Source organism: Xanthobacter autotrophicus, assembly GCF_029991245.1.
Lineage (GTDB): Bacteria > Pseudomonadota > Alphaproteobacteria > Rhizobiales > Xanthobacteraceae > Xanthobacter > Xanthobacter autotrophicus_C.
This window is the reverse complement of sequence record NZ_JAIVFO010000002.1, coordinates 26,482-39,438: the sequence shown is the minus strand read 5'-3', so window position 1 is coordinate 39,438 and position 12,957 is coordinate 26,482. Positions and strand designations below refer to the sequence as shown.

Annotated in this window: 18 protein-coding genes; all 18 read left to right on the top strand. The window is 66.0% G+C overall.

All coding sequences use genetic code 11. The annotated features are described in order from the left end of the window. Positions 1-310 precede the first annotated feature (310 nt). The 18 genes from K9U41_RS00930 (at position 311) to K9U41_RS00850 (ending at position 12,887) form a co-directional block, all read left to right on the top strand. Positions 311-478 carry a hypothetical protein gene (locus tag K9U41_RS00930; RefSeq protein ID WP_206455665.1) on the top strand — a complete coding sequence of 56 codons (168 nt, stop codon included), beginning with the start codon at positions 311-313 and terminating at the stop codon, positions 476-478. 140 nt (positions 479-618) lie between these two features. Further along, the gene (locus K9U41_RS00925; RefSeq protein WP_282638970.1) at positions 619-1,059 is read left to right on the top strand and encodes a hypothetical protein; all 441 of its coding nucleotides are present in this window, start codon (positions 619-621) and stop codon (positions 1,057-1,059) included. 603 nt (positions 1,060-1,662) lie between these two features. Next, positions 1,663-1,983 carry a DUF736 domain-containing protein gene (locus K9U41_RS00920; protein WP_282638969.1) on the top strand — a complete coding sequence of 107 codons (321 nt, stop codon included), beginning with the start codon at positions 1,663-1,665 and terminating at the stop codon, positions 1,981-1,983. Between the two features lie 193 nt (positions 1,984-2,176). Further along, complete coding sequence (locus K9U41_RS00915) at positions 2,177-2,431, top strand: helix-turn-helix domain-containing protein (RefSeq protein ID WP_282638968.1); 255 nt, start codon at positions 2,177-2,179, stop codon at positions 2,429-2,431. A gap of 123 nt (positions 2,432-2,554) precedes the next feature. Further along, positions 2,555-2,833: a DNA -binding domain-containing protein gene (locus K9U41_RS00910; protein WP_282638967.1), complete on the top strand. Its 279-nt coding sequence runs from the start codon at positions 2,555-2,557 to the stop codon at positions 2,831-2,833. Positions 2,834-2,931: 98 nt separating this feature from the next. Then, complete coding sequence (locus K9U41_RS23895; RefSeq protein WP_432715709.1) at positions 2,932-3,258, top strand: transcriptional regulator domain-containing protein; 327 nt, start codon at positions 2,932-2,934, stop codon at positions 3,256-3,258. Continuing rightward, a complete protein-coding gene (locus tag K9U41_RS00905; protein ID WP_432715707.1) occupies positions 3,152-3,727 on the top strand; it encodes a DUF2285 domain-containing protein in 576 nt (191 codons plus the stop codon). The genes K9U41_RS23895 and K9U41_RS00905 overlap by 107 nt, the downstream gene beginning before the upstream one ends. Positions 3,728-3,862: 135 nt before the next feature. Then, positions 3,863-4,144, top strand: coding sequence for a helix-turn-helix transcriptional regulator (locus K9U41_RS00900; RefSeq protein WP_282638965.1), 282 nt, complete (start codon positions 3,863-3,865; stop codon positions 4,142-4,144). A gap of 20 nt (positions 4,145-4,164) precedes the next feature. Next, complete coding sequence (locus K9U41_RS00895) at positions 4,165-5,325, top strand: replication initiator protein A (protein WP_282638964.1); 1,161 nt, start codon at positions 4,165-4,167, stop codon at positions 5,323-5,325. Then, positions 5,322-5,960, top strand: coding sequence for a ParA family partition ATPase (gene parA, locus K9U41_RS00890; RefSeq protein ID WP_282638963.1), 639 nt, complete (start codon positions 5,322-5,324; stop codon positions 5,958-5,960). The genes K9U41_RS00895 and parA overlap by 4 nt, the downstream gene beginning before the upstream one ends. After that, positions 5,957-6,211, top strand: coding sequence for a hypothetical protein (locus K9U41_RS00885; protein ID WP_282638962.1), 255 nt, complete (start codon positions 5,957-5,959; stop codon positions 6,209-6,211). Before parA ends, K9U41_RS00885 begins: the two co-directional genes overlap by 4 nt. Next, positions 6,208-6,726 carry a DUF2840 domain-containing protein gene (locus K9U41_RS00880; protein ID WP_282638961.1) on the top strand — a complete coding sequence of 173 codons (519 nt, stop codon included), beginning with the start codon at positions 6,208-6,210 and terminating at the stop codon, positions 6,724-6,726. Before K9U41_RS00885 ends, K9U41_RS00880 begins: the two co-directional genes overlap by 4 nt. Next, a complete protein-coding gene (locus K9U41_RS00875; protein ID WP_282638960.1) occupies positions 6,723-7,268 on the top strand; it encodes a S26 family signal peptidase in 546 nt (181 codons plus the stop codon). Before K9U41_RS00880 ends, K9U41_RS00875 begins: the two co-directional genes overlap by 4 nt. 42 nt (positions 7,269-7,310) lie before the next feature. Continuing rightward, positions 7,311-7,661 carry a DUF736 domain-containing protein gene (locus K9U41_RS00870; RefSeq protein WP_282638959.1) on the top strand — a complete coding sequence of 117 codons (351 nt, stop codon included), beginning with the start codon at positions 7,311-7,313 and terminating at the stop codon, positions 7,659-7,661. A gap of 4 nt (positions 7,662-7,665) precedes the next feature. Continuing rightward, positions 7,666-8,430, top strand: coding sequence for a lytic transglycosylase domain-containing protein (locus K9U41_RS00865; RefSeq protein WP_282638958.1), 765 nt, complete (start codon positions 7,666-7,668; stop codon positions 8,428-8,430). 244 nt (positions 8,431-8,674) lie between these two features. Then, positions 8,675-10,414 carry a relaxase/mobilization nuclease domain-containing protein gene (locus tag K9U41_RS00860; protein WP_282638957.1) on the top strand — a complete coding sequence of 580 codons (1,740 nt, stop codon included), beginning with the start codon at positions 8,675-8,677 and terminating at the stop codon, positions 10,412-10,414. A 35-nt stretch (positions 10,415-10,449) separates the two neighbouring features. Then, positions 10,450-12,444, top strand: coding sequence for a conjugal transfer protein TraG (locus K9U41_RS00855; RefSeq protein WP_282638956.1), 1,995 nt, complete (start codon positions 10,450-10,452; stop codon positions 12,442-12,444). Positions 12,445-12,452: 8 nt separating this feature from the next. Continuing rightward, positions 12,453-12,887: a CopG family transcriptional regulator gene (locus K9U41_RS00850; protein ID WP_282638955.1), complete on the top strand. Its 435-nt coding sequence runs from the start codon at positions 12,453-12,455 to the stop codon at positions 12,885-12,887. Positions 12,888-12,957 lie beyond the last annotated feature (70 nt).

The window sequence follows — 12,957 nt, the reverse complement described above, 5'->3', positions numbered from 1 at the left end:
TCTTGCCGATATTGTAGCCAACCGTGACGGCGACATCACGACCAAGAGCGCAGCAAGTCAGCTCCCGACTGAAGCATCGTCGAGGGCCTGCCCCAAGGCTCCTGAGATGGACGGAAAACCACCCCCGCTTCCAAATGCGCTGATCCTTGATCCAGCCGAGGGCCTGACGCCATCAACCCGTGAAGGGTCGGCTATGCGAGCATGCCGCCGCTTCGGCTATGCCTGCGCGGTGATCGCGGCCCTCGGCTGGACACATCGGGCGCCTGTCGCGCGGGGGATGGCCCCCGCCTCCAAGACAGGAGCCGGAACAATGTCCCTCAACGACGCACACGCCTTCGCATTCAGCCTCGCCACCACCCTCATGGTCGCCATCATCATCTTTCAGGCCGGCGACGGCAGCCTCGGCGTCATGCCAGCCAACGAGTACGACGGCGATACAGCCGCCATCGTGCACGAGTTCGATCCTTTCGCCCCCTGACCGGGGCCGGCCTCGCCGTGGAAGCGGAAGTCCCACCGGATTTCCGCTCCCGCCGCCGCTCATCTTCGGCTATATTCACCATTGCGCCGCGGTGGTGGTGGAGGCGCAACCGTTCGACCTTTGTCACGGAGACCACCCTCATGATCGCCCTCGGTATTCTTGCTTCAGTCGCCGGCATCGGCTTCTTTTGCTGGCTTCTATTCACGCTCGCCGTTTACGCGCTGCCGTTCTTTGCCGGCGTCACCATCGGCCTATGGGCCTACGACACCGGCGCCGGACCCATTGGCGGGGTGCTGATCGGCGCCTTTGCGGCCGGGGTGACGTGGGGCACGGCCCAGTTCATCTTCACGTCCGTCCGTTCAGTGTGGATCCGCTTGGCGATCGCCTTCGCCTTCGCGGCTCCGGCCGCCGTCGCCGGCTATCACGCCACGCTCGGCCTCACCAAACTCACCATGCCCTCCGAAGGCTGGCAAATCGCCTTCTCGGTGATCGGCGCGGTCGCCGTAGGCGCAACAGCCTGGACGCGCCTGGTCGCGATGGCCCCGCCCGAGGTATCCGGGCACGCGCTCGCACGGCGCTGATCCTCAATCCTGGCGACGGGCATGTCCAGACAAGGCGCGCCGCCGCATCATCCTGTCCTGGGAAGCGTAGCGGTTGTCGGGCGCTATGAATCGGATTCGAACCCGCTTCACATCTCACCTTCACGGCAAGTGGTGGAGGCTGAAGCCCGGCGGTTCGACGACATCGTGCCCAGCTTACCAACCCGGTACGAGGGGGCGTCTGACGCGCTGGCCGGATAGAGGGCAATGCAGGCGCGGGCTCCGGCGGGAGCGGGTGCATCACCAACGCGCGCCGCGTGCCAGGTCCGCTTTCGGGTCAGGTCGGTGGGCCAAGCTCCCTTGACGGTCCTCTGTCGGGTCGCGCGCTCCCCTGCGGCCTCTCAACGGCTTGATCTGGCCGAAGGACGGCTGAAGCCTCGATCGCCTATGACGCAACGGCGCCGATCGACTTTCTTCCCCTACCGGCTGCGCCGTCATTCCTCGCGAAACAAGAAAGTCGCCTGTCGCCATCCTCCGCTGACGCTGCGGTCGCAAGCGATGCGCCGTCGATCGCCTCCGGCCTGCCGATCGCCATCGAGGCCGCGATGGGCGCGGGCTCGAAACAGAGAGCAACGGAGACTTATCATGGCCACCATCGGCACCTTCAAGAAGACCAGCACCAACGAGTTCGCCGGCGAGATCGTCACCCTCAGCGTCCAGGCCAAGGGCGTCCGCATCGTCCCCGAGGCCAGCCAGGCCAGCGAGAACGCCCCTTCCCACCGGATCTTCGTGGGACGCGCTGAAATCGGCGCCGCTTGGGCCAAGCGTTCCACCGAGGGCCGCGACTATCTGGGTGTGAAGCTGGACGACCCGAGCTTCAATGCTCCGATCTACGCCAACCTCTTCGACGACGAGGACGAAGGCTACAGCCTCATCTGGTCCCGCCCCAGTCGCCGGGGCGAATAAGCCACCACAGCAACGCCCCGCCCGGATACCCCCGGGCGGGGCCAAGCTCTTTGCCGGGCGACCGAATCAGTTCGGCCGTGATTCGCCAAACACCTGCTCTGTGACGCACTTTCCTCTCGCCTAATCGGTCAAGAACGACTATTTTAGCCGTAGTTCTGGCGTGCGCATTTGGGTTTGTAGGAGGTGATCATGCATGATCACCGCCCGACAAACGCGGGCCGCGCGCGCGTTGCTTGGTTGGACGCAGGAGACGCTCGCTGAAAAGGCCCTGGTATCGCTGACCGCGTTGAAGCGTCTCGAGTCCGAGAACGGGCTCGAGGTGTACGAAACAACGCGCGATCAAGTCAGCAAGGTGCTCGAGGGCAACGGCATCGTCTTCCTCACCTCCGACCAGGGCGAAGGGGTGATGCTTGTCCGTGCCAAGATCGAAAGTAGCCACTCATCCTGACATCAGGCTCGCGAAAGCCTTTTCGCGGGCGCGGCGTAGTGTCCGACTTTCCCGGCCCTGGGGCCTCCGTCTGTCAAGAGAGATACAGTTAACAATTGCTTCAAAGGCAATTATGGTTGGCCAATGGGGGTCGGTGTGACGCACGTCAAATTCCTGGACGAGCCACCAGAGGGCGCGGTGCTCACGGCCTATGATCGCGAGCACGGGAAGCTCTATCTGCGCCTGCTTGACGCCGCGGCGGACGGCGCCGACTGGCGTGAGGCGGTCTCGATCCTGTTCGGCCTCGACCCCGGTCGGGAACCGGAACGGGCCCGCCATATCCACGACACCCATCTCGCCCGCGCCCGCTGGATGACCGAGCACGGCTACCGCCAACTCGTGCGGGAGAGCCACCAGCATTGATCGGCCGCGATGCCGCTGTGGCATCGCCTGTTGCCGGTTCGGGGACTTCCGCCAGATTGCTCAACCGGGGATCGTACTTGGCTCGACACGCAAGAATAATGCGAGCCAGGAGGACGGAGATGACCCCTGATATATCCAGGTGGCAAACTTCATCGACCTACGACTACCTCGACCATCTGACGGCGTCCGACGTCGGCTGGGAATATCTACGGCGCAATGACGACTATCAGCGCGACTACGCTGAAATCGCGCATCCGGCGGGCGACCTTGAGCGATTGATCGGTGGCGCTCGCCAACGCTGGGGGTTGCGATTTCCCGGTGAGGCCGTCGCTCAAGGCCACAGAAGCCCCGGTGTTCTGGTCCGCGGAGGACGATACGGGCGCCGTCCTGCTGACGAGCGCCCCGCCCATTCTGCCAGCCGATAGCGACGTCCTCGCGACCCTGAGCGAGGCCGCCGCGTATCTCGACGAACAGGGCGCTCACACCCTGCATGATCTTGGCAACGGCCAGCGGCTCCATGTGGTGCGCCTCGCTGGCGCCGCCGCCGACGGCGCTCTCGCTGCGATCGTGCCGCTCGACCTCGATGGCTTCGGCCGCATCGAGGCCGTCACGCGGCTGCTCAAATCCCTGTACGCCCGCGCCATCCCGCCGGATACCCGCCTCACGCGCCAGCAACTGGCCCGCGCGCGCCGCATGCTGCAGGCAGTCGATGGGCATCGCAACGGCGCGAACCAACAGGAGATCGCCGACGTGATCTTCCGCTTGAAAAAACCCACCCGTGACGAATGGCAGGCCGCGCCGGAACGCTACGCCACCATGGATCTGATCAAGGATGGCCTTGCCATGGTCGCGGGCGGCTATCGCAAACTTCTGCGTCATCGCCGTCGATCATAGGCCCGACACGCGACTGGTGTGGGCATTTAGGCCCCCCAATCTTCCCACTGCATCTGCGCTGTCCTGCTTCGCCACCATGTCCTTCGTCCGCCGCTAACCGCCAGCGGCCCCAGCGAAACGCATGGAGGCCCGATCATGACGCCTAATCTCGCCGGCTTGCCGCCACGCTACCTGCGTACTCCCGAAGCCGCCCGATTCCTGGGCCTGTCCGGCCGCACCCTGGAGAAGCACCGGACCTATGGGACCGGTCCCGGCTATCGCAAGCTCGGAGGGCGCGTCGTCTACGCGATCGACGACCTGCAGGCCTGGGCCGACCGCGGCGCCGTCACCTCGACCTCCGATCCTCGCGGCACCGTCCTGCCCGCCAAGCGCCAAGAGACCGTGCCGCCCGCCTTTGCCGGCCGGCACGCCCGCTGACCGTCGCGGCGGTTCCCTCAATGCCGGTGCGCCATCGCCCCCTGTCGGAACGTGGACAGCTCGAACTGTTCCGCGCGCGCGGCGGCGATCTCGCACCCCGAGACGCGCAGGATCTCATGGCCTATCCCTTCTTCAGCCTCTCCAAATCCCATCGGACCCAGCCGATCGAGTTCGTCGCCGGCGACGTATCCATCCGCGTCGAGGCCGTGCCCGATCACGGCATGGCGACCATCTGGGACGCCGATATCCTGATCTGGGCCGCGAGCCAGCTCGTCGAGGCGCGCGACGCCGGGCTGCGCACCTCGCGCCTGATGGCGGCGACGCCCTACGAAATCCTCACCTTCATCGGACGTGGCGTCGGCGCTCGCGACTACCTGCGCCTCAAGGCGGCGCTCGATCGCCTGCAATCGACAACGGTGGCGACGACGATCCGCCAGCCCGCGGAAGGCCGCCGGCACCGCTTCTCCTGGATCAACGAATGGGTCGAGCGCACGGACCGGCGCGGCCGTCCCGCCGGTATCGAACTGATCGTCCCCGACTGGTTCTACCAGGCAGTCCTCGACGATGCCCTCGTGCTCACCATCGACCGCGCCTACTTTTCGCTGACGGGCGGGCTCGACCGCTGGCTCTATCGGATCGTGCGCAAGCATGGCGGCCGCCAGCGCGCCGGCTGGCGCTTCGACTTCCGCCATCTCTACCTGAAGTCCGGCAGCCTCTCGCCCTTCAAGCGATTTGCCTTCGAGCTGCGTGACATCGTCCGCCGCCAACCGCTGCCCGGATACACGCTGTTCATCGAGGTCCAGATCGGCGGCCGGGTGCTGCTCGCCTTCGAACCATCGCCCTGTGGAAAACCTGTGGACGGCCTCGTGCTATCAGGAACCCGAACTATCGTGCCATCGGGAACCGCAGGCTCGTGCTATCGGGAACTAAAACAGGGGTTAAGCCCCTCGACAGCAAGCGGAAATCGCGCCCTTAACTTAGAATCTAACACAGAATCTAACTCTTATAGAGCGCGCGGCGTTGTTGAAAACTCCGCCGAAGGTGGCAGTAACGCCAGAACATCGAGGCTATCGGGCAAACTCAAGCACGCCGCGTCTTTCAGTAAATCCGGCGCCGCGCACCCCGATGCCCCGGTATTTCCCGAACTGCCCTTCGACCGCAAACCGCGGGGGGCACAATGATCGTGGCCCTCCTCAATCAGAAAGGCGGCGTCGGCAAGACGACGCTTGCGCTGCACCTCGCCGGACAATGGGCCAGAACGGGAAAGCGCGTCACGCTGATCGATGCCGACCCGCAGGGTTCGGCGCTCGACTGGTCTGAACAGCGGGCGCATGAAGGTCTGCCGCGGCTGTTCGGTGTCGTCGGCCTGGCGCGTGACACGCTGCATCGCGAAGCGCCCGAGTTGGCGCGTGACGCCGATCACGTCGTCATCGACGGGCCGCCCCGTATCGCCGGGTTGATGCGCTCGGCGCTGCTCGCCGCCGATCTCGCGCTGATCCCCGTACAACCGTCGCCCTTCGATGGCTGGGCGTCAGCCGAGATGCTGTCGCTGATCCGGGAGGCGCGGATCTACCGTCCGGAGCTTGCCGCCCGCTTCGTGCTGAATCGCTGCGCCACGCGCACCGTCATCGCCCGCGAAACAGCCGAGACCCTCGCCGATCACGATCCGCCCTTGCTCGCCACGACCATCGGCCAGCGCGTCGCCTTCGCCGATGCCGCGCGATCGGGCCGCCTCGTCTTTGAAACAGACGAGGACAGCCCGGCGGCACGCGAGATCGCGATCTTCGCCACCGAGGTCGGGAGGATCGCGCCATGAACGGGCGATCCCCGAAGCGCGGCTTCGCCGCACGTCCCGGCACCGCCGAGGACTGGATAAAGGAATCCGGGACGGCGCCGGGTCGAAGCGATGACGCCTCGACGTTCACCGCCCGGCTGACGATCGACGTCACGCCGGAGTTGCGCGGCCGCATCAAGATCACCGCCTTTGGGCGCGGTCAGACCGTCGCCGACATGCTGCGCGACCTGCTCGCCCGCGAATTTCCCGAGAGCCAAGGAGGCACTCCATGACCGGCAACGCGGCCCCCCGCGTGCGCGGCGGCCCGTTGCCGGCCGTCGCCGCACCTTTCACCACACTCGTCGAACTGACCTGGCTCGAAAAGAAGATCGAGCACTGGATCAGGTTCGGCCGCGAGGTTCACGAACAGATCCTCGACCGGCGCAGGCGCATCGTCGGCTTCGCCCCGAACACGACCTTCGCCTTCGTCCGTTGGGCCGCGAACGACTTCGGCACGGTCATCTCGCGCATCGACATCGTGCGCGCGGTTCGATCCGGCGAGCCGTTCCAGACGCTGCCGTTCGTCCGACCTGGCGGTGACATCCTGCTCAAGGTCGAGGGCTGGCCGAAGGTCGAGCGGGTGCTCCAGTTCATCGACACCATCGAGGCGCTCGGCGTCGATCCGATCGACGCCGCGCCCGATCATTGGCGACACGTCCACAACCGTCTGAGCGCCGGCCATGAACCGCGCGCCTACACCCGCGAGCGCCACGACGCCTGGCTCCAGCGCCGGAGGGTCGCGCCATGACCCGCTTCGGTTACGTCATGACGACGTACTTTTGCGTGCTCGCGATCGGTGGACTGTCCTTTGTCCATGTCGCGCCGAGGCTGATCTGGAACGCATCGGCCAGTACGCCGATCGGCCTCTATGCGATCCATCCGGCCGAGCACCTCGAAGTCACGGACCTGGTCGCCGTAGACGCGCCCGATCCGCTGGCTGGCTTCATGGCTGAACGCGGATACCTGCCGCGCGGTGTGCCGCTGATGAAGCGGGTCGTCGGCCTTCCCGGGCAAGAAGTCTGCCGCACCGGCGGCGCCATCACCGTCGACGGCAACGAGATGGGTACGGCGCTCGAACGCGACCGGCTCGGCCGACCGTTGCCGGTCTGGCGGGGGTGCCGCCGCATCCTCAGCGGCGAGGTCTTCCTCATGAACTGGGACGTCCGCGACAGCCTCGACGGCCGCTACTTCGGGCCGCTTCAAGCCAGCTCGATCATCGGCCGCGCCACCCCGCTCTGGACCGACGAGGACGGGACCGGCCGCTACGAATGGCGCGCTCCGACCCATTGATTGGCCCGGATTTCATCAACCCCACCGCAGAAAGGAACACCAATGCCACAGATCGGAGAGTTCACCCGCACGAAGTCCGGATATTCCGGCCACGTCCGCACGCTCACTCTTGACGTGCGGCTCGCCCTCGTTCCGGCCGATCCGTCCGATGCCGAGAACGCGCCGGATTACCGCGTTCACCTCGGCGACGACGGCGATGGGTCGGAGGTCGGCCCAGAGGTTGGAGCCGCCTGGAAGCGCACCGGAGAGAAGGCTGGCGAATACCTCTCGCTGCTGCTCGACGATCCCGTCTTCATGCAGCCGATCCGCGCCAACCTGTTCCGCTCCGACGCCGACAAAGCATCGTGGTCGCTGCACTGGAATCGTCCGCCCAAGCGCGGCGAGCGGGAGTGACGCCATGCCGATCACTCACCACCGCTCCGCCGCCGGCGGTCCCAAGGTCGCCCGCCGTTCCGCCCTCCTTCTCCTTTCCGGCCTTCTTTCGATCGCCGCTTTGCCTGCCGCCACGCTGGCGCAGAGTGCCCCGATCGAACGGGCCGCTATCGCCGACCCTTACGCGGTGATCATCGCCGAGGCCTCGCAGCGTTTCGGCATTCCGGAGGGCTGGATTCGCGCGGTGATGCGGGTTGAAAGCCACGGCGAGGTGCGGGCTTTGTCCCCCGCAGGTGCGATGGGCCTGATGCAGATCATGCCGGCGACCTGGGCCGAGCTGCGTATCCGCCACCGGCTCGGCGGCGATCCCTATGACGCACGCGACAACATTCTCGGGGGCGCGGCGTATCTGCGCGAGATGTACGACCGCTACGGATCGCCCGGCTTCCTGGCAGCCTACAATGCAGGGTCCGGACGTTACGAGGAATATCTCGCTACGGGCCGCGCGCTGCCGGCCGAGACACGCGCCTATGTCGCCGCACTTGCGCCCTTTGTCGGCGGTGAAGATCTTTCCGGCGCTATCAGGGTCGCTGTCGCCGACCCGCTTTCGTGGACACGAGCGCCGCTCTTCGTCGGGCAGTCCGAACGCCCATCGACCGCCGATCCTGAGCAGCCCAATCGTCGATCCGGCGACGATCTGGCTACGGCACATGTTCGCGATTCTTCCACCACCACGCCGCGGTCAAACGGCATGTTCGTTGCGCGATCCGGCGAGGAAGGTCCGCGATGAGTCGATCATCCTGGATTCCGGGTCTGGCGTGTCATGGCGTGTCATGGAGGGCGCGGAGGTGGAAGGCTGGGAACACGACCGGGAGATGGCGGGATAAAAGGGCGCGATGTGCGCCTTGGTTCGGTCGTGTGTTTTCAAGGGTTTACGCGACGATTTCGCGAGGCACGCCTGACTGGCGCAGCCTGCGGCTTCCGCGTTTTCATAAGGATTTCAGGGCTTTTGCGCGATGTGCGGGTTCCCTGCCATGAGCGGCGAGGACGATTTCCGCATCCGGCCTGGCCGCATCCGCTCATCCGGCAATCAGCGCGCGCGGCCCTTCATCGCCCAGGCGCTCGCCGCCGCCCAGAAGGCCGGCGGCCGTGTCTCCCGCTCCGGCAAGATCACCTCCGGCAATCGCTCGCGCTTCGGACGTGGCGTGCGCGCCAGCGTCCAGGCCAACCGGCTGCTGACCAGCCGTTCGCGGGGCGCCGTCATCAAGACCCGTGTGGTCCGGCATTCGGCCCGGTCCGCGCCGCTCGCCGCCCATCTTGGATATCTGAAGCGCGAAGGCGTCACCCGTGATGGAGAGAAGGCCCATCTGTTCGGCCCGGAAGCCGACGACGTCGATGCGAAGGGTTTCGCGGAGCGGTGCGAGGACGACCGGCATCATTTCCGGTTCATCGTCTCGCCCGAGGATGCGGTGGAGATGTCGGACCTCAAGACCTTCACCCGCGACCTCATGGGTCAGATGGAGAAGGATCTCGGCACGAAACTGGATTGGGTCGGCGTCGATCACTGGAACACCGAGCATCCGCATATCCACGTCATCGTGCGGGGCCGCGCCGATGATGGCCAGGACCTCGTCATCTCCCGCGACTACATCAAGGAGGGCATGCGGGCTCGCGCCCAGGATCTGATCACCCAGGAGTTGGGTCCGCGCACCGATCAGGAAATCCGCCGGACACTCGAACGCCAGATCGATAGCGAGCGCTGGACCAATCTTGACCGCCAGCTCGCGCGCGACAGCTACCGCACCGGCGCCGTCGATCTCGCCCCGCGCGCTGATCGCCAGCCCGACGAATTCCATGCGCTCAAGGTCGGCCGGCTACGCAAGCTCGAATCCCTCGGCCTCGCCGACCAGATCGGCCCGGGCCAATGGGTGATGGCGGAGAACGCCGAGGCGACGCTACGCGAACTCGGCGAGCGCGGCGACATCATCAAGCGCATCCATCGCGGGCTCACCGAGCGGGGCATCGAACGTGGTGCGTCGAGCTATGTGCTGGCCGGCGAGAGCCTCGACGATCCGGTTATCGGGCGTCTGGTCGATCGCGGCCTCGACGACGAGTTGAAGGGCACGGCCTATGCCGTGGTCGACGGCGTCGACGGCCGCACCCATCACATCAAGCTGCCCGACCTCGACGCCGCTGGCGACAGTGCGCCGGGCTCCATCGTCGAACTGCGCAAGTTCGACGATGCGCAGGGGCGACGACGCGTGGCGCTCGCAGTCCGCTCCGATCTCTCCATCGAACGTCAGATTTCTGCGACAGGCGCGACCTGGCTTGATCGGCAGGCGATCGCCCGCGAGCCCGTCGCGCTCGGCGGCGGGGGATTCGGGGCGGAGGTGAGCGGCGCCCTGGATCGACGCGCGGAGCATCTGATCGAACAGGGTTTCGCCGAGCGCCAGGGGCGCGGCGTGATCTTCGCGCGCAACCTCATCGACACGCTTCGTCGCCGCGATGTTGAAGCCCTCGGCGAGAAGCTTGCCGCCGAGACCGGACGGACGCTCGGCCGATCCGCGAATGGTGAGTATGTCGCCGGCACTTATCGGCAGCGTTTCGCGCTCGCGTCCGGCCGGTACGCGATGATCGACGACGGGCTCGGCTTCCAGCTCGTGCCCTGGTCACCGTCACTCGAAAAGCAACTCGGTCGCCACGTTTCCGGCATCGCCCGCGGCGACGGCGGCATCGACTGGAGCTTCGGCCGCAAACGCGGGCTGGGACTGTAGCCCGCCCGTCATCTGGAACAGAAGGGACCAACACGATGTCCGCCACGAAAATCCTTTGGGGCCAAGTTCTCACCGTCGTCCTGATCGTGCTGTTCACGACCTGGGCGGCGACGCAGTGGACGGCCTGGCAGCTCGGCTTTCAGCCGCAGCTCGGCGAGCCATGGTTCAGGCTGATTGGGATTCCCGTCTACTATCCCCCGGCGTTTTTCTGGTGGTGGTATTTCTACGACGCCTATGCGCCGTCGATCTTCGTCGAGGGCGCCTATATCGCAGCGTCAGGTGGCTTCATCTCGATTGCCGTCGCCATCGGTATGTCGGTCTGGCGCGCCCGCGAGGCGAAGAACGTCCAGACCTATGGCTCGGCGCGATGGGCTCGCCCCGACGAGGTGAAGAGCGCGGGGCTGCTCGGTCCAGACGGCGTGGTGCTCGGCAAGCTCGATCGCGCCTATCTCCGTCACGACGGGCCGGAGCATGTGCTGTGTTTCGCCCCGACGAGGAGCGGCAAGGGCGTCGGCCTCGTGGTGCCATCGCTCTTGACCTGGCCCGGCTCGGCGATCGTCCACGACATCAAAGGGGAGAACTGGCAGCTCACCGCCGGCTTCCGTGCAAAGCATGGCCGGGTGCTGCTGTTCGATCCGACCAATGCGAAATCGTCGGCCTATAATCCACTGCTGGAGGTGCGCCGCGGCGAATGGGAGGTGCGCGACGTCCAGAACATCGCCGACATCCTGGTCGACCCCGAGGGCTCACTGGAGAAGCGCAATCACTGGGAAAAGACCAGCCACGCGCTTCTCGTCGGCGCCATCCTCCATGTCCTCTACGCGGAGACCGACAAGACGCTGGCTGGCGTCGCGGGCTTCCTCTCTGACCCCAAGCGCCCGATCGAATCCACGCTCGCCGCCATGATGAAGACGGCGCATCTCGGCGAAGCCGGCACGCATCCCGTCATCGCCAGCGCCGCGCGTGAGCTCCTGAACAAATCCGACAACGAACGATCCGGCGTCCTCTCCACCGCCATGTCGTTCCTCGGCCTCTATCGCGATCCCGTGGTGGCCGAGGTGACGCGGCGCTGCGATTGGCGCATCAGCGATATTGTCGGCGCCGCGCGCCCCGCCACACTCTACCTCGTGGTGCCGCCATCCGACATCAACCGCACCAAGCCGCTGATCCGCCTGATCCTCAACCAGATCGGGCGACGGCTCACCGAGGATCTTCATGCAAGGGCGGATCGGCATCGGGTGCTCCTCATGCTCGACGAATTTCCGGCGCTCGGCCGCCTCGACTTCTTCGAGTCCGCGCTGGCCTTCATGGCGGGATACGGTCTGAAGGCGTTCCTGATCGCGCAATCGCTGAACCAGATCGAGAAGGCCTATGGCCCGAACAACTCGATCCTCGACAACTGCCATGTCCGTGTGAGTTTCGCGACCAACGACGAGCGCACCGCCAAGCGGGTGTCCGACGCACTCGGCGCCGCGACCGAGATGCGGGTGATGAAGAACTATGCCGGCCATCGGCTCTCGCCCTGGCTCGGTCATCTGATGGTCTCGCGTTCCGAAACCGCGCGACAATTGCTGACGCCGGGGGAAGTGATGCAGCTTCCGCCCGCGGACGAGATCGTCATGGTGGCGGGCGCCCCGCCGATCCTGGCGAAGAAGGCGCGCTACTACGAGGATGCGAGACTCCAGGAACGCATCCTGCCGCCGCCCGTGCTCACCAAACCGAAGAACGCGAAACCCGACGACTGGAGCGCTCTGCCGCTGCCACCGCGTCTCGCGATCGAAGAGCAGGAGCAGGAGCCGCGAGACGCACGGGAAAATGACGACGATCCCACGGATTCGGAGCGTCGCCACCAGCCCGAATTGAACAAGGCGAAGACCATCGAAAAGAGAGAGCCGATCGACAACGAGTTCTCACCCGACCCCGCCGACGACATCGAGGACGACACCGCCCGCATCAGCCGGATGGATCGGACCATGCGCCAGGTCGCCCGTCAGGCGTCGCTCGATCCCGGCGACGGCGTCGATCTATGAGGCCGGCCATGATCAAGACCCCGAAGAAACAGCGCCTGTCCGTCTATGTCGACCCCGACGTGATGAAGAACCTGGCCGACTACGCCGCGCGGCGGGATCAGTCGCGCTCGCTGATCGCCGAGGCGGCCATTGCCTCCTTCCTGTCGCCGGACGCCGCAGATCGCCAGGAGGCGGCGACCACCAAGCGCCTCGACCAGCTCGACCGCCGCATGACCCGGATGGAACGCGACCTCGGCATCTCGGTCGAGACGCTGGCCGTGTTCGTGCGGTTCTGGCTGACCACCAACCCGCCGCTGCCGGAACCCGCGCAGGCCGCCGCTCGCGCCAAGGCGGGCGAGCGCTATGACGCCTTCGTCGTCGCGCTCGCCCGCCGACTCGCCAAAGGCCCGAAGCTCCGGCAGGAGATTTCCGAAGACGTTCCCGGCGCCGACGAGGCCGAATAGTCTTCACCCAATCGATCTCAAGTATTCGGACGTTCCGCCGTTCCCCTGTATTTCTACGCCAGGCTACGAT